This is a genomic window from Butyrivibrio sp. AE3006 (assembly GCF_000424165.1).
GTDB lineage: Bacteria > Bacillota > Clostridia > Lachnospirales > Lachnospiraceae > Butyrivibrio.
This window is the reverse complement of sequence record NZ_KE384145.1, coordinates 106,253-125,113: the sequence shown is the minus strand read 5'-3', so window position 1 is coordinate 125,113 and position 18,861 is coordinate 106,253. Positions and strand designations below refer to the sequence as shown.

The window sequence follows — 18,861 nt, the reverse complement described above, 5'->3', positions numbered from 1 at the left end:
TAAAAAAAAAATAAAATTTTTTTTGAAAAAGGGGTTAAGTTTTTTTAATTCCTGTCCGATACTATTATCGGTGGGGAAGAAAAGTACAATACCTTGGGTTTTCCTACAGGATACTACAATATAGAGTATGATGATTTTTTTATCAACAAGATTGTGTGCGGGAGAAAAATTTTTTAAGTAAATTTGAAAAAATTTCCAAATACATCTAAAGTAAAATCAGAATACGCCGATAAAAGTAGTAGAACTGAAGAAATTCTCCAAGGAAGGAGGACAAGAATATGCGTATAGAAGCTTACAGCCAGATTCAACAGGTTTATGGCACAGGCAAAGTGAATAGGACCGCTAAGACTGAGAAGACTAATAGTGTTTCTGACACTCTTAAGATATCTTCAATCGGTAAGGATATTCAGATCGCCAAGCAGGCTGTGAAAGAAGCTCCGGATGTCAGGGAGGACGTAACGGCACCTATTAAGGCTGCTATTCAAAACGGAACGTATGACGTTAGCGGAGAGGATTTTGCAGATAAGCTCCTCGCTAAACTCAGCGAATCATTTGGCTAATGTCCAATTTAATAAAGAACTAATAGAGCCGGCTTAACTTAAGTGGTTAGCTCCAGGGGTGAAGCGGGCTCTTTTGTTATGCCTTGAGATAGATGAAAGGAGGGCTTTATAGTGTCCAGTTTGTTAGAGAATTTAGTGGAAGTACTAGACAGAGAATGTGCGCTATATGAAAAGCTTCTGGAACTTTCATCCAGAAAAACTCCAATCATCATTCAAAGAGATCTTAAGACTCTTGCCAAGATCACAGAGGATGAACAGGTTGTTGTGTCATTCATAAATGCTGTTGATAAGGAACGCGAGAGTGCTATGGACAGCATAGCTGATGTGATCGGTGAAAAGGGTAATGACCTAAAGCTCACAGATCTTGTCAGAATGCTTAATTCAAGACCTAATGAACAGAAAGCTCTGGCTTCAAAAAGAGACAGGCTTAAGGAAGTTGCAACCAACGTTCAGAGGGTAAATGATCAGAATCAGATGCTGCTTCAGAGTTCACTGGAGATGGTTCAGTATGAGATGAATATCATCCAGTCCGCAAGGAGAGCACCGGAAACTGCAAATTATACAAGATTTGCGGGAACAAGAGGCGACAGGATAGGTGTTGCCATGACAGGGCGTTTTGACGCAAAACAGTAAGTAAAAACCTTGAAAAATAGGCAAAAAACCATTTACAAAAGCATAAAGAAACTTCTAAAACCTCCGATATAAATATTAGTCGGAGGTATTTTTATGGCATCTTTAATGGGAAGTTTATACATAGGCGCATCCGGAATACAGACATCACAGTCTGCTCTTAATACCACAGCGCATAATATGGCGAATATAGACACCGAAGGTTATACAAGACAGCAGGTATCACAGGGTACAAGGCCCTATATTACCACCGAGAAGGATCACAGGGTCATCGCCTGGAAACAGACAGGCCTTGGTGTTGTTTACAATAACTGTAAGCAGGTCAGAAGCTATTTCCTGGATCAGAGCTACAGGCAGGAAACAGGAAGAGAATCATTCTATGATGTCTCAGTTACTACCCTTGAAGAAATTGAAGATCAGCTTCAGGAGATGAACGGCAACGAGTTTGCAGAATCTCTTAATGATCTGTGGGTTGCTGTACAGGAGCTTAGTAAGGATCCTACCTCCGCTGTAAATCAGAGCATGATGGTAACAAGAGCAAATGAGTTCATCACAAGAGCTCAGAGCGTATATGAAGGCCTTACCAATTATCAGGACAACATGGATAAGACTATTCCTGATCTGGTGGAAGAGATTAACAAGATCGGCGACAGAATAAAGGATCTGAATCTTCAGATTGTTGAGATAGAGTCAGGACATCAGGAACATGCCAACGACCTTAGAGATGAGAGAAATCTTCTTCTCGATAAGCTGGGTGAGATGGGCCGCATAAGCTATTACGAGGATGTTTTCGGAAACGTTCTTGTACAGTTTGAAGGTGTTCAGTTTGTAACTACAGACCATGTAAATCACATGGCATGCGATAACGTACTTACCGCTGACAAAGGCGGAAGCCCTGTAAATTACAATACTCCCTATTGGGAATTTGCAGCAAAGAAGGAATACAACTCAGTAAAGGGTGAGTGGGAAGTTACAGATATAAGAGGTGCAAAGGTTTACGACCTTACTCAGACAATTGCAACTTCCATGAATACAGATATAGGAAAGCTCAGATCCACACTCCTTGCAAGAGGCGATCATCACGCAACATACCATGATATATCAGATGACTCAACCGGATCATTCTACAACAAGAACATTGCTCAGTCAGTGATCATGAATGTGGAAGCAGAATTCGATCAGATGGTAAAGAACATCTGTCAGGCCATAAATAAGATATACGAAGAAGCAGGAAGTAATCCCGTAAACCTTGGACAGGTGGAAGGCAACGCTTCAGATTATGATCTTTTCAAAGTACTTAATGAAGAAGATTGTCTCAACTACGACATAGATGAAAATCATCTGGCAGGAGAAAACAGGAAGGGATATATCATCACCAACTTGGGCGTAAATCCCATGTATTTGGAAGAGCCCACATCCATGAAATTCATTTTAGAGGATGGAAGCGAAGATAATGATACCGTTGAAAAGCTAAAGAAAGCGTTCACAACGGCCGATTACTTAATAAATCCAAATGTAGCAACAAAAACAGATTTCCTTGGATATTACAACATGCTGGTGAGCCAGGTTGCAAACTCAGGTGATGTTTACAAGGGAATAAGAGAAAATCAGGAACTTACAGTTGATGCAGTTGAAAATGCCAGGGAGCAGATCGTTGGAGTATCAAGTGATGAAGAGCTTGAATTCATGATTGAATTCCAAAACGCATTCAATGCATCCAGCAGATACATAAATGTAGTAAGCGAAATGCTTGAGCATGTCGTAACAGCACTTGGTTCATAAATACTTCCTAAGAAAGGAATAGTCTATGCCTTCAACATTTTTTGGATTAAACATTGCAGCATCGGGACTAAGAGCAGCTAATGCAGCACTTAATACCACTGCCAATAATATTGCAAATGCAAATACGGATAGCTATTCCCGTCAGAAGGTAGATCAGCAGGCATCCGATGCGCTGAGAGTTTTTACCACCTACGGAACAGCAGGTGCCGGAGTAGATACCATCGCCATAGAGAGAGTCAGAGATGAGTTCTATGACAATAAGTACAGAGATAATGAATCCCTTCTTGGAAGAGTAAGCCAGAGAAATTACTTTAATCAGCTTACCGAGCAATATTTAAAGGATGATGGAACTACAGGATTCTCAAGTCTGTTCTCTAAAATGGAATCAGCACTTCAGGATGTTATGAAGGCATCCGGAACCGCAGAATCAAAGGCGACTTTTGTTTCATCAGTTGCTCAGATTACAGATTATTTTAATCATATGTCCACATCTCTTCAGAATCTTCAGAATGATATAAACCAGGAGATAAAGATGAACTGCGATACCATAAACTCATACGCAGCTCAGATATGTTCACTTAACGAACAGATCAATGTCATCGAGATGCAGGGATCAAAAGCAAATGAGCTTAGAGATCAAAGAGATGAGCTTCTTGATAAGCTCTCCAAGATTGTAGAAATCGATGTGTCTGAGACAAAGGTCGTAGACGTGAATCAGCCTGAAAGAGAAACCGGTGCGACAAGACTTCGCGTAACGATCGCAGGCGGACAGCAGCTTCTTGATACAAATGCATACAGAAAGCTTATATGCGAAGCAAGAGAAGCAAATGAGAATGTAAATCAAAGTGATCTTGTAGGACTTTATGATATTAAATGGGCACCATCAAATTACAAAGACGGCGATAATACATCCAAGTTTGACGTATTCGATCTCGACAATAAACTCATTGGAGGAGAGCTTCAGGGGCTTATCGATATGAGAGAGGGTAATAACAACTTCTACTTCAATGGCGAAGTTGTTAAAGCCATAAAGGATGATCGGACCGGTGTTACAACAGTAACAATCAAGGTAACGGATCCTGATCTGATGGATATGAATAAGTGTACACTTCCCGCTGCAGGTAAGCTGGAGGTTGCAAGTAAGATCTATTCCTACGAGGAATGGGCTTATGACGGCGGAGATACCTATACATTCAAGCTGACACCTGAGAGTACAAGATCCACTATTCCTCCCACAGGAAGGACTGCGCAGGTAGGCGGAGCATTTGATTATCAGGGCATCCCATATTACATGCAGCAGATGAACGACTGGATCAGAAGATTTTCTGCAAGTGTTAATGACATTATGACAAAGGGTTATACCTCTGATTCGCTGGAAGGTCAGTACATTCTGACAGGTACCAGCAACATGGATTCAAGTGCACAGTTTTCCTATGAATCCCTTACAACCCTTTCCAACAACAAGGGATATTACGAGATTACAGCAGGTAATTTTGTAGTAGCAAGAGAAGTAAAAGCAAACGCCTCTCTTCTTGCAACCAAGATGGATGTAACGGAAGGCGAATCAGAATATCTGAACATCAAGCATCTGTATGAGTACCTTACAAAAGAAGAGATGTTCAGAGGAGCAACAAGCGGAGAGTTCCTTGATAAGGTTCTCGGAGATGTGGCTCTTAATACAAGTAATTCCACAACCCTGGAAGAGACTTATACAGCACTGGAGAATACTATCCAGAATCAGAGACTTTCGGTTATGGGCGTTGACTCAGACGAAGAAGCATCAGCACTTGTTCAGTTTGAGCATTCATACACACTTAACTCGAAGATGATTAACACTCTTACAAAAGTCTACGACAGACTGATCCTGGAAACAGGAGTATAAAGTAATAACTAAATGCCGGACAGGGAGCGTCAGGTAATAGCTTATGCGGACAGATCGGAAAGGATTCGTGATTCATTCGCACAAGAGGAAAAACCATGAGAATCACCAATAAGATCATGAGCAACAACTCCCTTTACAACATCAACAATAACAAGATAGCTGAGGATGAAGTAAATACTCAGATGGCTACAGGCAAAAAGATAAATCGCCCTTCTGATGATCCTGTTATTGCTATAAGGTCTTTGAGGCTGAGATCAACAGTCACTCAGCTTGATCAGTATTATCAGAAAAATTCAAAGGATGCAAAGAGCTGGATGGACGTAACTGAGGATGCACTTTCAACAGTCACGGAGGTACTTACTGATGCCATTCAGCAGGCCACAAGGGGAGCCAACAAGGATCTTACAATGGACGATCTTGAGACCATAATCACCCAGCTGAATGCTCTTTCCAAGGAGTATTATTCTACCGGTAATGTGGATTTCGCAGGAAGATATATTTTCACAGGATATCGCACAGATACCACACTCTCCTATGACGGTCCCACAACCGAGACTTTCTCAGACATCAACGATGAGTTCAATGCAGAGGACATCAATAAGTCCATAAGAACACTGAATCTTCAGTATCTGGATGCAGGAAATGTTCTTGAAACTCCTTACGAGGGACTTTATACAAATTCAAACACCGAAAATGACATCCACCAGATAGAGGTGGGACGAGTAAGACTTTCCTATGACAACCTTGATTATACAGTTGGTGACGGACATACAGCGCAGCTTAAGTTCAGAGAAAATCTCACTCAGACCGCAACATCATCAATAACAGATACAGATCTTACATATTTTTATCTCACTTTTGTTAATGCAGATGGTGAGGAACAGAAGGCATATATTCCTCTTTCCAACGAATATACAGTTACAATCGGGGACTATACATACACAGCAGAATATGCCAGCAAAAGACATCCCGAGAGAGGCTTCATTCTGAATGTAACAGATAACAGGACCTATGATATTTATCAGTTTGAAGTAAGTAAGGACGGAGTTCTCACAGATGATGACGGAGATGGCAATGTAGATGTTCCCGAAGGAATCCAGCAGGCTATAGTATCAATGTCCTCAACAAGTATTTCTACACTTGCTTTCTCAGATGGTGAGAATACATCAGTTACAGCACCTCTTCTTGGACCTGTCGGGCAGCAGTACAAGGTTGAGACAGATCACGGATTCATGATGACTGTAAACGGCGATGGAACCTATACACTTACTAAGGATACAGACCCGGATGAAAACGGTAATCGCGTAAAGACTGTTCTCCAGGTAACAGGCAATGGTAGTATGCATTCCTCATATAAGGAGACTACCATGGAAATAGATTCAAGCCATATAATCTATAGCACTTCAACAGAAGATGAGATAGATGCAGCATATAAGGATCTTACTAATGATGATACAGGCACTGTTGTTTATCTTAATGCCAAGACAGGAGAAGTCCTTCTTAATGATCAGTTAAAAGAAAAGCTCGCTTCACTTCCGTTTATTAAAAATGCTAATTCCATAGATGTTGTTTATGATAAAAAGGAATGGCTTGAAGGTGATATCAGACCTCAGAATCTGTTCGCCTGTGTCGACAGTAACGGTGTTATTTACAATGGCGGTTCAAGTGATCATGAGATCCAGTATGATGTCGGATACGCTCAGAAGATCACAATAAATACCACAGCAACATCAGTTTTCACAACCACAATGAAGAGAGATGTTTACGATCTTACACAGATGGCATCAAACATTAAGGTCGTTAACACAACAATGAAAACTCTCAAGGAAAAGCTTGAAACTCTCACTGATGAAAAGGAGAGAAGGGCAGTTCAGAACGAGATAGACGCCTGCCAGAAATCCTATGATTATCTAAGACAGAATATTCAGGAGGAGTTTGAGCATAAGATTTCCAGTATCCAGAAAGCTCTTGATATAGCGAACGTTGCAGTAACAGACAACGGTGCAAGAAGTAAGAGACTTGAGCTTATAGATACAAGACTTCAGGATCAGACAACAACCTTCAAGACTCTTCAGTCAGATAATGAGGATGCGGATCTTGCAGAGACTGCAACCAAGCTTGCAACCGCTCAGCTGACCTATCAGGCAGCACTTATGGCTACAGGAAAAATCAGCAAGGATTCACTGATGAACTATATTTAATCCTTGCTAAAAATCGCTAATTTTACTACAATAAATAGTAGGTGTTTTTACTGCTCACATTTCGATATGGAGGGGTATCAAAATGAAATTAACAACCAGGATTTTCGGAGAAATTGAGATTGAAGACGACAAAATCATAACATTTCCGAAGGGTATTATCGGTTTTCCCGATATGACTCAGTTTGCTCTTATGCATGATAAGGACAAGGATTCCAATGCCATCAGATGGCTTCAGTCATTGGACGATCCGGTATTTGCCATGCCTGTTATGGATCCGCTTTATGTAAAGCCTGATTTTAATCCGGTAGTAGGAGAGGATGTAATTCAGGATCTTCTTCCCATGGCTGATGAGGATATGCTTGTACTTGTAACTGTTACAGTACCGCAGGATCTTACCAAGATGACAGTTAATTTAAAGGGACCTATTATTATCAATTCAGACAGCTGCGTTGCTGCTCAGGTAATTATTGACGATGATGATTACCCTGTAAAATACCCTATATATGATTATCTACAGAAGCAGAAAGAACAGGCCGGAAAATAAGACATTTTATCTGCGAGGGGAAAAGGTAGAAAAATAAGAAAAGAGGGTGAATATGTTAGCATTATCTAGAAAGAAGAACGAGTCAATCATCGTTAATAACAATATAGAGATCACTATACTGGATATCAGGGGAGACCAGGTTAAAATCGGAATTGCCGCACCGAAGGAGGTCCCGATCTATCGTAAGGAGGTTTATCTCCAGATTCAGGCTGAGAATGAGGCAGCTACCAATGTGGATGGAATCTCCGCACTTGCCGATCTTCTTAAATAAACTAAATAATAAATTGCTTACAGGAGCTTTGGGGAACGCCCGAAGCTCTTTTTTATACCATCAAATATTTACTTAGGATAAACATTTTATTAAATTTTCATAACATGCTAAATATCCGTAATCCATATCCGATATAATTGATAGAAGAGACTACAACTATGCGTAACTATGCATAGCTTGAACAAAAGAAGTGCGGATAAGGATAGCCGCTTAAAGATGACACAAGGAGGTGAAAGAGATGGCTATGGAAGCTATTAGCAATGTGGGAGCTGTAACACAGATTCCCGAAATCCAAAAGCAGGAGAGAGCTGTACAGCCCGCTGATACCGGTGCACAGGGACAGGAACGCCCCGATCTGACTGTGGGAACACAGCCTAGTCAGAGTGTTTCTCAGTCAAAACCCGACACCCAGCAGAGTGAAGACAATGGATTCAGCTTTACTCCTACGAGGCAGGAAAGAACCAAGGAACAGATTGATGCGGAGAATAAGCGCGTCAAGGAAGCTATCAGCGAGATGAACAAGAAGATGTTCAACAACTCTGAGGCAGTCTTTGGCATCCACGAGGATACAAACCGTATCACTATCAAGATCGTGGATAAGACCACAAAGAAGACTATCAAAGAGCTGCCGCCCGAAAAGACACTCGATATGATAGCAAAAGCCTGGGAACTTGCAGGCCTTATGGTCGACGAAAGAGGTTAATAACGAGCTTTTCTGAAAGTACGTTTTTCTAGTGCAAGGGGTATTTTGCGCCAAAATAAGGCAAAAAATCCCATGGAAAGGAGCAACTTATGACCATGAGAATAACCGGACTTGCTTCCGGCCTTGATACAGAAAGTATCATTACAGAGCTGACGAAAGTACAGTCCAATAAAGTTGATAAGATAAAAAGTGATCAGAAAAAGCATGATATGAAGATGGATAAGTGGAAGGAACTCAACAAGAAGGTTGTGGACTTCTACAACAAGACACTTAGTAGTCTGCGTTTTGATTCATCATATATCAAAAAGACAACAAGTGTTTCCAATGAAAACGCTGTTACAATCTCAACTTCCGGTACGGCTATGAACAGTAGCCAGAAGCTGTCGGTTGATAAACTTGCAAGCAGTGCTTATCTGACAGGTGGAAAGATTTCTTCAAAGACCGGAGAACTCAAAGCTACCACTTCCATTACTAATCTCTCCGGGTATTCAGGAACCGCAGGGGTTCATAAAGAAGCTGAGCTTGATGAAGAAGGTAACGAAATAAAGCCTGCTGTAACTGATGATGATTACAGGGGAATAATAAGAGTTAAATTTGGCAAGGCTCCGGCAGAGGGTGAAGAAGATACCAGAGAATATGTGGATGTTAAAATAGATCCGGATAAATCTATTACTGAAGCCCTTGCAGAGCTTAAGCAGGCTAAATCTGCCAGCGGATATGGTATAAACGCTAGTCTGGATGCGGGGCAGGGAAGAGTTTATGTAACTTCTACTGCAGAAGGAGAAGATGAAAGCTTTTCGATTGATTTTGACCATAGTGACATGAGAGTTGTAAGTGCACTGGGGCTTGATTATGATACCAACGAAGATGCGATTCATACTGAAGGAGGAGATGCCCAGATAACATTAAATGGAGCAGTTTATACATCAAACAGCAATACTTTTGATGTAAATGGGCTTACCATTACCGCAAAGCAGGTTGCATCTGACATAACGCTTCAGACAAAAGATGACACCAGTGGCATTTACGATATGGTAAAGAATTTCCTGAAAGAATATAACGACCTTATCGGTGAAATGTACACGCTTTATAATGCGGATGATGCCAAGGATTACGCTATACTCACCAAAGAGCAGAAGGATGAGATGACTGATGATGAGATAGAGGATTGGAACAAGAAGATAGATGAAGGTCTTCTTGCAAAAGATCCTACTATTTTCAGAGCTATGACCGAGATGAAGAATATCATGATGCAGTCCTTCGACTGGGGTGAGCTTGACTACAACAAGGAAAAGGATGAATGGGTTGAGGTAAAGACTTCTTTCTGGTCATTCCATATAGCTACTCCCGGATATTTTGAAGGCGAAGAAGCTGACAGAATGAAGTGGCATATATATGGTGATGAGGATGATGATTTTTCCAGCAGTAAAGAGGATAAGTTGAAAGCTAAGATCGAAAAGGATCCTGAACTGGTTCGCAAATTCTTTAAAACCATTTCATCTGATATGTATTCCAAACTTGGCGATCTTATGAAGTCAACGGATTTCTCAAGCGCTTACACTTTGTATGAAGATAAGCAGATGAAGAAACAGGTTGATACATACAAGACTCAGCTTAAGGATGCTCAGGATAAACTGGGTAAGATGGAAGATAAATATTATGACAAGTTTGCTCAGATGGAAAAAGCTATGACAAAGCTTAATGAGCAGACAAGTTCCCTTTCGGGAATGCTAGGAACAGGCTGATGCTGTCAGATGTAAGAAAAGGTTATTAAGCACATACCACGGAGGTTAATTCTATGCCTATTGCCAGAAATCCATATGCTAAGCAGATGAATCAATACCAGAATACAAAGATCCAGATGGCTAAGCCGGAAGAGCTCACACTTATGCTCTATGATGGTGCCATTAAATTCTGCAATATTGCTATAATGGGACTAGAGGCTGATGATGAGAGAAAATTTACCACATATCTTCTTAAGGTGGAGAATATCGTTGATTATCTCAACAATACACTGGATATGAAATATCCTGTAGCAAAGGATTTTGAAAACGTATATAACTATCTTATGAAGAGACTTGTAGAGGCAGATCTTCACAGGGATGAGTCCATGGAAATCATGAATGAAGTTAACAAGCATCTTCATACCATGAGAGATACCTGGGCTGATGCAATGAAGATCGCAAGGGGACAGATGCCTGCACCGGTGCCGCAGGGGGCTGCACCGGCCTAAGGAAAATCAATTAAGAAAAGGTAGTGGGGGAAAGAGAGATGACAGAGTCTTATCTTGATATGCTTGAAGAAAGTCTGGATCAGAAAATTCAGGTTCTCGAAGAGATAGAGAAAGAGAACTTGGTTCAGAAGGACATACTTGAGAACGAAGAGGGGTTTGATGAAGAAAGTTTTGATGAGACACTCAACCGTAAAAGTGAACTGATTAAGCGCGTTGAAAGCCTGAATGATGGCTTTGAGACTGTATTTGCCAGAGTAAAAGAAGAACTTGATAATAATAGAGAAAAGTATAAGGACAGAATCCATATTTACCAGGACAAGATCAGAAGGATAACTGACCTGTCTAACTCTATAGAAGTTGGAGAATTGCGAAACAGGAATCTTGTTGCTACTCATGTAAATAAGACAAGAGACCAGATAAATACCAAACGCAAATCCTCCAAGGCAGCACTTGATTATTACCTGACAATGAACAAGTCCAAGATCACACCGCCTCAGTTCTACGACACTAAGAACTAGTGAAGTGTGTTTGAAAGCCCTGAAGATCACGGGATAACTTCACTAGAGTGAGGTTTTTAAGTGAATGAACTTCCGATTGTAAGGGAATATGAAAACAGAATACTGGATATTCTCTCAAGCGAAGATATCACTGAATATTTCGATGAGATGCTGCAGATAGGTGCAAGGATAATAAGCGGTGCACTTTCTCCCGAAGGTAAGAGGGAGCTGGCAGAGAGACTTCGCAGGAACATGTATTTCTTTCCAAGAGAGACCATGGCAGATATGCTAAGACATGTGGCATATCTGCATCTGATGGTTAGACTTACTGAGAGCAGAGAATATTTTATGCAGCTTTTGCATTACATAGAGGGAATCCGTATCGAGGAAAGATACAGGTTTTTCCTTTTAATGCAGACAAGGTATATTTCATATCTTAAGCCGCAGATCATATCAGCTGAGTCCGACAGGATGTTCCATAATATCTACTTAAGAAGCAGGAGATATTATGCTGATCTTGTTGGTGATGTTGGCGATTTTATAAAGCTAAAAGACAGAAACTGTGGACAGGTTGTTATTTTGACGCAGCAGTATCTGACCGATACTCACAGGGAAACGCATATGACAAATCTTATTGCTCAGGAAATCCTTGTAAGTATGTGTCAGAATGTTATGATAATTAATACAAACGACCTTCTTCCTGTGAGCAATGTTGTTCCGCTCTTTGGAATAGAAGGACATAATTCATTGCAATTTTTGGATAACTCCAACAATGTTTTCATAAGAGGGTTATCGGTTCCGTTTTTCCAATGCTGTGGCGATATGCCTTCGGAAAGACCACTTAAAGTAATACTATCTACTATTAGAGAAATGAGACCGGAATATATCATCAGCTGTGGAGATCATTCCATTACAGCATCTTTAGCATCCGGAATTGTTCCTGTGATACCGGGACATGAGATAGCACCTAAGGATGATATACAGCTGATCAGAGAAAATATCCTCGAATACAGAAGGATGATAGAGGAGAAGAGATTTTGGCAGATACGTTTTCGTATCCAACAGGGTGAGAAGATCTAAGTTTCAGCAATGGGGCTGATTCTCAAAATAGAGGGAGAGTATAGCAATGAAAGTAAATACCAGGATATTTGGCGAAGTTGACATTGAGGATGAGAAGATCATAACAATGCCCTTTGGACTTGTGGGATTTCCTGATCTTCAGAAATTCGCACTGATTCACGACAAGGACAAGCCTATTGGTGCTCTTTGGTATCTTCAGTCCATGGATGATCCTGATGTTGCGCTTCCTGTTATAGATCCGCTTACCATCAAAAAGGATTACAATCCCCAGATAAGTGAGGATGACATTGAGATTATTGAACCTCTTACCAACAAGAATCTGCTTATCCTAGTTACCATAACGGTGCCTGAGGACATTACAAACATGACAGCAAACCTCAATGCTCCAATCCTTATCAATGTGGATACCGGTAAGGGTGCTCAGATTGAGATTGTATGGGGCAAAGAAGAGTATATTACAAAGTATCCTATCTATGATTATTTAAAGAAAGTCAGAGCGTAAGCCTGGGGGGGACTATGCTGGGCGAGAATATTCAGAGTCTAGATAAGTTTATTGCCACAAAGGATATCACTGTTCTTGAGGCGATGCAGAAAATCGATAAGAATGCCAAAAACATCCTGTATATTATAGAAGATGACGGGACGCTTTTTGGCAGTCTTACTGATGGAGATATCAGAAGATGGATATTGAAATCAGGAGATCTTAATGCGCCTGTAATTAACGCAACATTCACCAAAACAAGAAGTCTACATAAGAACGAAATCGATAAAAGCACTTTCCTTATGGATAGTGCGCTTCTTAAATCTATCCCAATTTTAGATGATGAAAATAAAATAGTTGATATTATCTTCAGGGATAAGAATGACCTGGTGTATATGGAAGCCACAGATCTGGCTCTTACAGATACACCTGTAATTATTATGGCAGGAGGTAAGGGAACAAGACTGTATCCGTATACCAAGATTCTGCCAAAGCCCCTTATTCCTATCGGCGATATTCCTATTCTTGAGAGGATAATGAATCGTTTCTACGAGTATGGGGCAAAGGAAATTTTTCTTACCGTGAATTATAAGAAGGAGATGATCAAATCCTATTTCGCTGAGCAAAAGCTGCCTTATGACATAAAGTATGTCGAAGAGAATAAGCCTCTTGGTACCGCAGGAAGCCTTAAACTCATCAAAGAGAATTTCAACCGCCCTGTAATTGTCACAAACTGCGATATTTTGATCGATGCAGATTATGACAGTATACTGCGTCATCATGTAGCTGCAGAAAACGGACTTACCATAGTTTCTTCTCTTAAGAATTTCTCCATACCCTACGGCGTTCTTGAAGCCGAAAAAGAAGGGCTGGTATCTGCAATCAGGGAAAAACCTCATCTTTCATATTTTGTAAACACCGGAATGTATGTGGTTAACCCTGAACTGTTTAAGATGATTCCCGATGATACCATGTACCATATGACGGATCTTGCAGAAGATTATATGAAAAAAGGCGGAAGAGTCGGAATGTATCCAATCAGCGAGATGTCATTCCTTGATATGGGTGAATTCCAGGAAATGAAGAGAATGGAAGATCGTATAAACGAGGTGCTGTAATGTTTGAACTTGAAAGGTTTATAAGCAAGCATGTAACAATGCGTGATAAGAGCATGTTCCTTGCTGATATAGATAAAAACAGACAGGAGCTCAGTGCCAGGATCAAAGGCAAGAGTATTCTTGTTATTGGAGGCGCAGGGAGTATCGGAAGCAGCTTTGTAAAAGCGGTGCTTCCTTTTGAGCCGGCAGAACTGGTAATTGCAGATATTAACGAAAATGCTCTTGCAGAGCAGACAAGAGATTTAAGGTCAACCAAAGAAATAAAGATGCCGGATACATACCTTTCATATCCTATGGATTATGCATCCGCAGTTTTTGCCCGAATGTTCAGAGGGCATAAGGGCTTCGATGTGGTGGCTAATTTTTCTGCCCATAAGCATGTGAGATCTGAGAAGGATATTTTCTCAGTAGAAGCCCTTGTAAGAAATAATGTGATAAATGCAAAAAAGCTTCTGGATCTAATGAGTGAATACCCGCCGGAAGTTTATTTTTGTGTGTCCACTGATAAAGCTGCAAACCCTGTAAATATAATGGGAGCATCCAAAAGAATAATGGAGGATCTGATATTTTCATATTCAGACAGGTTCCCTGTTAAGACAGCAAGATTTGCAAATGTGGCCTTCTCAAATGGATCTCTGCCTGCAGGGTTCCTTGCCAGAATACAGAAATTGCAGCCACTTGGAGCACCTCTTGATGTAAAGAGATACTTTGTCTCTCCTGAAGAGAGCGGACAGATATGTATGCTTTCCTGCATGCTCGGTGGAAACAGAGAGATATTTTTCCCAAAGCTTAAAGAAGTTCAGATGATGACCTTTGACAAAATTGCTGAGGAGCTTTTAAAAGAGCAGGGGTATGAAGTGATTAAATGTGGCAGTGATGAGGAAGCAATTGACGCTGCCATGGAACTTAAAAAGGATCCGGGTTGCAGAAAATATCCTGTTCATTTTTCTAAATCGGATACCTCGGGAGAAAAGCCTTTCGAGGAGTTCTATACAGATGATGAAACAGTGGACAGTGACAGGTTCACATCACTTTCTGTTATAACAGGTAAAAAAATGTGCGATAAAGAGGCGGTTTCTAAACTTATTGAAGATCTGGATAGGATTTTCGAGTCGGGGAATGCGGATAAGACGCAGATTGTTGAAAGAATATCAGAGTATCTGCCTAATTTTGAGCATATTGAAACAGGTAAATCTCTTGATTCTAAAATGTAATTTTATTAATTAAAACAGAGTTTTGTTATATGGGGACACTTAATTGAAAAAGTTATCGATAGTGACAACGACAAGAGCCGAATACGGGTTACTTAAGCCTGTCATAGAGAAATTTCGGAAAGATAAGGATATTGAACTTAGTCTGGTGGTGACAGGTGCACATCTTTGCGCAGCCCAGGGAAATACTGTTTCCGATATTGAAAAGGATGGAATAGGGATAGATAAAAGAATATCTATCTTAAGCGGCGATAGTGATGATACGTCCGTGGTTATGGCCAATGCTCTTAAAAGTTTTTCTGAGTATTTTGCCACGGAAAAACCGGAAGCACTTATGGTGCTGGGGGACAGGTTTGAAACCATGGCTATATGCATAGCTGCATATAACAGAAGGATTCCAATAATACATATTCATGGTGGCGAGACAACGGAAGGAGCTGTTGACGAAGCTTACAGACATTCCATAACCAAAATGAGTCAGCTCCATTTTCCTGCTACAAGTGAGTACAGAAAAAGAATAATCCAGCTGGGAGAGAATCCTGATAATGTTTACTGTGTAGGTGCTTTGGGCGTAGAAAATGCAGGGAACATAGAGACCATGTCCTACAGGGAGCTGGAAGAGAGTATCGGCATTGAGCTTGGCGAAAAATATGCGGTCGGTACTTTCCATCCTGTCACATTGGAAAATAGTACTGCAGCGGAACAGATAAATGAGCTTCTATCTTCAATAGAAGAGTATAAGGATATACATTTTATTTTTACCAAGGCAAACCTTGATAGTGACGGAGACGTGATCAATAAGAGCCTGGAGGATTTTGCCGCTGACCATGAAAATTTCCATTTAGTGGGTTCTCTTGGAGTTATCAGATATATGAGCGCTCTAAAAGGAGCGGCTTTTGTGATTGGTAATTCATCAAGCGGTATTATTGAGGCACCGGCTTTTGGAATTCCTACTATAAATATAGGTGACAGGCAAAAAGGAAGGACAGCCGGAAAAACAGTGATAAACTGTGAGCCTGTTAAGGAAGAAATAAAAAGGGCTATTGATAAAGCTATGTCCCAAGAGTTTTTGGACAGTATAAAGGATGCCGTAAATCCATATGGAGCAGGTAATACATCGGATAAGATAGTTCAAATAACGAAAAAGTATATGTTGGAAAACAGCTTTAACTTGAAGAAAAAGTTTTATGATCTTCCGGATAAATAAGTAGCGCCGGGAAAAATGAAGAAGGAAGAAGCCATGAAAAGCATAGCAATAATTCCTGCAAGGAGTGGATCAAAGGGGCTCCCTGATAAAAACATAAAAGAGCTTTGCGGAAAGCCGCTGATGGCATACACTATCGAGGCAGCAAAACAAAGCGGACAGTTCGATGAGATATTTGTATCTACAGATTCCGAGAAGTATGCTCAGATAGCAAAAGAATTTGGCGCAGAGGTGCCTTTTCTTAGAAGCAACGAGAATGCGGCGGATAATTCCAGCTCCTGGGATGTAGTGGAAGAGGTTTTAAGACGGTACGAAAAGGATGGTAAAGTATTTGATGCTTTTTGCCTTCTTCAGCCCACATCGCCGCTAAGAAATTCTGATGACATAATAAAGGCCTTCAATATATATAAGGAGAAAAGTGCCAAGGCTGTGGTGTCTGTATGTGAAGTTGAACACCCTCTGTCCTGGTGCGGAGAGATTAAAGATGATCTTAGTATGGACGGTTTTATTGAAAGAGCCGGCACCTCTCAAAGACAGAAAATGGGTATCACATATAGATTAAACGGAGCAATTTATTTAGCAGATATAGAAAACTTTAGAAAAGACCGGTTCCTATACAGGGCAGGATGCTATGCCTGCGTTATGGATAAGCGAAACAGCGTGGATATAGATACGATATTTGATTTTAAATACGCCGAATTTTTGTTGAAAAACGCATAAAATGGCGCTTTTTAGACTGCTATCATAAGTTTATAAATAATTTATATTTTTTTTGAGAAAAGGGGTTAACTTTATGATAGTAGGTCCGATATAATGAATGTAGGAAACACAATGTGCATTAATTCTGTGGCACGGAACACGGCAATAATGTACATGTGGATATAGTAGGATAGCAGGGAGAGAGCAGCCTAGGAACTCCGCTCACCGGATATCCGAATCGAAACACAATCAAATATTTTAACTACCGCAAAAGGATTTGCGGCGTACACAAACAAGGAGGTATATTATGGTAGTACAACACAACGTCACAGCGATGAACGCTAACAGAATGCTCGGAGTAACAACTGGTTCTCAGTCAAGATCAGCAGAGAAGCTCTCTTCAGGTTATCAGATTAACCGTGCAGCAGATGATGCAGCAGGTCTTTCAATTTCCGAGAAGATGAGAAAACAGATCAGAGGTCTTGATCGTGCATCCACCAACGCAGATGATGGTGTAAGCGCAGTTCAGACAGCTGAAGGTGCACTCACAGAAGTACACGATATGCTGCAGAGAATGAATGAGCTTGCAGTTCAGGCTGCTAACGGAACGAACAGTGAATCTGATCGTACATCAATCCAGAACGAGATTGATCAGCTGACAACTGAGATCGACCGTGTTGCTGAGACAACAAAGTTCAACGAGACATATCTGCTTAAAGGCGGACAGGGCTTCCATGACAAGTACATGGCAGCACATGATGCAGGTCTTGATGGAAAGATTGCTGATCTTGGAAGTACAGCTACTTTCACAGCATACGTTAACACAGATACTGACAAGACTATCGCTGGTAAAGAGTACCATATTTATGATAAGACAAGAGATACAATTGGCAAATTGCAGGCTTCCATCGGAGAGTCAAGTGCATCTTCTGTAACAATCAATGGTACAACTTATGTATCAGGCACAAGCACACAGGATGGCACAACTAAGGTCTTCAAGTATGGTGAGGACGAGTATAGCGTTGATGAGATCAAGGCTATGGTAGTTGATGGTGCTAAGGTTCGTGTAAATGGCAATACAACTCGTACAGCAGTTGATGCTACTCTTGACAAGAACATTGCAGTTTCTGCAGCTCTTGATAAGATGAAGGGTGCTCTTAAACAGGCTAACACAATCGGTGTTGATGCTGACAAGCAGAGCCAGGTTGCTGTTAATGGTCCCGCTACAGCTGCTTCAGGTACAGCTACAGCCAGTGCAGGAAACAGATACACATTCTCAATTACCAAGCAGACAGCACATGTTGCTAAGGATCTTGGACTTCAGCTCCATGTTGGTGCTGATGCAGACATGACCAACAAGATTACTGTAGGTGTTCAGGTAATGAGCTCTGCAAATCTTGGTATCCAGAACCTCAACGTAGTTGATGGCTCCGGTACAGCTGCAACATATGCAATCGACGCTATTGAAGATGCTATCAAGACAGTATCTGCTCAGAGATCCGCACTCGGTGCTGTTCAGAACAGATTAGAGCACACAATTAAGAACGTTGATAACGTAGTAGAGAATACCACAGCAGCTGAGTCCCGTATCCGTGATACAGACATGGCTGAAGAGATGGTTACCTACAGCAAGAATAACATTCTTGCACAGGCAGGCCAGTCAATGCTTGCTCAGGCTAACCAGTCCAACCAGGGTGTTCTTTCACTCCTCGGCTAATCACGTTAGCGAAATACTAGAGTACTTTAAGTACAACCATAAAAAGGG

General features: G+C 40.9%; 18 protein-coding genes. All 18 read left to right on the top strand.

All coding sequences use genetic code 11. The features are described 5' to 3' along the window. The first annotated feature begins 278 nt into the window (after nucleotides 1-278). The 18 genes from flgM (at nucleotide 279) to G603_RS0117480 (ending at nucleotide 18,813) form a co-directional block, all read left to right on the top strand. Nucleotides 279-560, top strand: coding sequence for a flagellar biosynthesis anti-sigma factor FlgM (flgM, locus tag G603_RS0117565; protein WP_026523417.1), 282 nt, complete (start codon nucleotides 279-281; stop codon nucleotides 558-560). 111 nt (nucleotides 561-671) lie between these two features. Further along, a complete protein-coding gene (locus G603_RS0117560) occupies nucleotides 672-1,193 on the top strand; it encodes a flagellar protein FlgN (RefSeq protein WP_026523418.1) in 522 nt (173 codons plus the stop codon). 93 nt (nucleotides 1,194-1,286) lie between these two features. Beyond that, nucleotides 1,287-2,972: a flagellar hook-associated protein FlgK gene (gene flgK, locus G603_RS0117555; RefSeq protein WP_026671021.1), complete on the top strand. Its 1,686-nt coding sequence runs from the start codon at nucleotides 1,287-1,289 to the stop codon at nucleotides 2,970-2,972. A gap of 25 nt (nucleotides 2,973-2,997) precedes the next feature. Then, a complete protein-coding gene (flgK, locus tag G603_RS0117550; protein ID WP_026523420.1) occupies nucleotides 2,998-4,854 on the top strand; it encodes a flagellar hook-associated protein FlgK in 1,857 nt (618 codons plus the stop codon). Nucleotides 4,855-4,949: 95 nt separating this feature from the next. Then, nucleotides 4,950-7,055, top strand: a complete 2,106-nt coding sequence (locus G603_RS21790) for a flagellin N-terminal helical domain-containing protein (protein ID WP_051208077.1) — start codon at nucleotides 4,950-4,952, stop codon at nucleotides 7,053-7,055. Between the two features lie 82 nt (nucleotides 7,056-7,137). Then, nucleotides 7,138-7,599, top strand: a complete 462-nt coding sequence (fliW, locus tag G603_RS0117540) for a flagellar assembly protein FliW (protein WP_026671020.1) — start codon at nucleotides 7,138-7,140, stop codon at nucleotides 7,597-7,599. Nucleotides 7,600-7,651: 52 nt separating this feature from the next. Next, nucleotides 7,652-7,870 carry a carbon storage regulator CsrA gene (gene csrA / locus G603_RS0117535; RefSeq protein WP_026497347.1) on the top strand — a complete coding sequence of 73 codons (219 nt, stop codon included), beginning with the start codon at nucleotides 7,652-7,654 and terminating at the stop codon, nucleotides 7,868-7,870. 238 nt (nucleotides 7,871-8,108) lie between these two features. Beyond that, the gene (locus tag G603_RS0117530) at nucleotides 8,109-8,573 is read left to right on the top strand and encodes a flagellar protein FlaG (RefSeq protein ID WP_026671019.1); all 465 of its coding nucleotides are present in this window, start codon (nucleotides 8,109-8,111) and stop codon (nucleotides 8,571-8,573) included. Between the two features lie 89 nt (nucleotides 8,574-8,662). Beyond that, nucleotides 8,663-10,318: a flagellar filament capping protein FliD gene (gene fliD / locus G603_RS0117525; RefSeq protein WP_026671018.1), complete on the top strand. Its 1,656-nt coding sequence runs from the start codon at nucleotides 8,663-8,665 to the stop codon at nucleotides 10,316-10,318. A 53-nt stretch (nucleotides 10,319-10,371) separates the two neighbouring features. Then, nucleotides 10,372-10,806, top strand: coding sequence for a flagellar export chaperone FliS (gene fliS, locus G603_RS20955; RefSeq protein ID WP_242834906.1), 435 nt, complete (start codon nucleotides 10,372-10,374; stop codon nucleotides 10,804-10,806). A 38-nt stretch (nucleotides 10,807-10,844) separates the two neighbouring features. Beyond that, a complete protein-coding gene (locus G603_RS0117515; protein WP_026523424.1) occupies nucleotides 10,845-11,324 on the top strand; it encodes a hypothetical protein in 480 nt (159 codons plus the stop codon). 60 nt (nucleotides 11,325-11,384) lie between these two features. Further along, the gene (locus tag G603_RS0117510; RefSeq protein ID WP_026671017.1) at nucleotides 11,385-12,383 is read left to right on the top strand and encodes a hypothetical protein; all 999 of its coding nucleotides are present in this window, start codon (nucleotides 11,385-11,387) and stop codon (nucleotides 12,381-12,383) included. Between the two features lie 46 nt (nucleotides 12,384-12,429). Beyond that, nucleotides 12,430-12,885, top strand: coding sequence for a flagellar assembly protein FliW (gene fliW / locus G603_RS0117505; protein ID WP_026671016.1), 456 nt, complete (start codon nucleotides 12,430-12,432; stop codon nucleotides 12,883-12,885). Between the two features lie 14 nt (nucleotides 12,886-12,899). Next, nucleotides 12,900-13,982, top strand: coding sequence for a nucleotidyltransferase family protein (locus G603_RS0117500; protein ID WP_051208073.1), 1,083 nt, complete (start codon nucleotides 12,900-12,902; stop codon nucleotides 13,980-13,982). Then, entirely contained in the window at nucleotides 13,982-15,196 is a 1,215-nt protein-coding gene (locus tag G603_RS0117495; protein WP_026671014.1) for a polysaccharide biosynthesis protein, read from the top strand. Before G603_RS0117500 ends, G603_RS0117495 begins: the two co-directional genes overlap by 1 nt. A 43-nt stretch (nucleotides 15,197-15,239) precedes the next feature. Beyond that, entirely contained in the window at nucleotides 15,240-16,400 is a 1,161-nt protein-coding gene (gene neuC, locus G603_RS0117490; RefSeq protein ID WP_026671013.1) for a UDP-N-acetylglucosamine 2-epimerase, read from the top strand. Between the two features lie 33 nt (nucleotides 16,401-16,433). Further along, entirely contained in the window at nucleotides 16,434-17,117 is a 684-nt protein-coding gene (locus G603_RS0117485) for an acylneuraminate cytidylyltransferase family protein (protein ID WP_026671012.1), read from the top strand. 286 nt (nucleotides 17,118-17,403) lie between these two features. Next, nucleotides 17,404-18,813, top strand: a complete 1,410-nt coding sequence (locus tag G603_RS0117480) for a flagellin N-terminal helical domain-containing protein (RefSeq protein WP_026671011.1) — start codon at nucleotides 17,404-17,406, stop codon at nucleotides 18,811-18,813. Nucleotides 18,814-18,861: the final 48 nt, after the last annotated feature.

Bases quoted from the DNA above. Each gene is read 5' to 3' on its own strand.
- flgM (WP_026523417.1), top strand. From the start codon at position 279: ATGCGTATAGAAGCTTACAGCCAGATTCAACAGGTTTATGGCACAGGC.
- flgK (WP_026671021.1), top strand. From the start codon at position 1,287: ATGGCATCTTTAATGGGAAGTTTATACATAGGCGCATCCGGAATACAG.
- flgK (WP_026523420.1), top strand. From the start codon at position 2,998: ATGCCTTCAACATTTTTTGGATTAAACATTGCAGCATCGGGACTAAGA.
- G603_RS21790 (WP_051208077.1), top strand. From the start codon at position 4,950: ATGAGAATCACCAATAAGATCATGAGCAACAACTCCCTTTACAACATC.
- fliW (WP_026671020.1), top strand. From the start codon at position 7,138: ATGAAATTAACAACCAGGATTTTCGGAGAAATTGAGATTGAAGACGAC.
- csrA (WP_026497347.1), top strand. From the start codon at position 7,652: ATGTTAGCATTATCTAGAAAGAAGAACGAGTCAATCATCGTTAATAAC.
- G603_RS0117530 (WP_026671019.1), top strand. From the start codon at position 8,109: ATGGCTATGGAAGCTATTAGCAATGTGGGAGCTGTAACACAGATTCCC.
- fliD (WP_026671018.1), top strand. From the start codon at position 8,663: ATGACCATGAGAATAACCGGACTTGCTTCCGGCCTTGATACAGAAAGT.
- fliS (WP_242834906.1), top strand. From the start codon at position 10,372: ATGCCTATTGCCAGAAATCCATATGCTAAGCAGATGAATCAATACCAG.
- G603_RS0117515 (WP_026523424.1), top strand. From the start codon at position 10,845: ATGACAGAGTCTTATCTTGATATGCTTGAAGAAAGTCTGGATCAGAAA.
- fliW (WP_026671016.1), top strand. From the start codon at position 12,430: ATGAAAGTAAATACCAGGATATTTGGCGAAGTTGACATTGAGGATGAG.
- G603_RS0117500 (WP_051208073.1), top strand. From the start codon at position 12,900: ATGCTGGGCGAGAATATTCAGAGTCTAGATAAGTTTATTGCCACAAAG.
- G603_RS0117495 (WP_026671014.1), top strand. From the start codon at position 13,982: ATGTTTGAACTTGAAAGGTTTATAAGCAAGCATGTAACAATGCGTGAT.
- G603_RS0117485 (WP_026671012.1), top strand. From the start codon at position 16,434: ATGAAAAGCATAGCAATAATTCCTGCAAGGAGTGGATCAAAGGGGCTC.
- G603_RS0117480 (WP_026671011.1), top strand. From the start codon at position 17,404: ATGGTAGTACAACACAACGTCACAGCGATGAACGCTAACAGAATGCTC.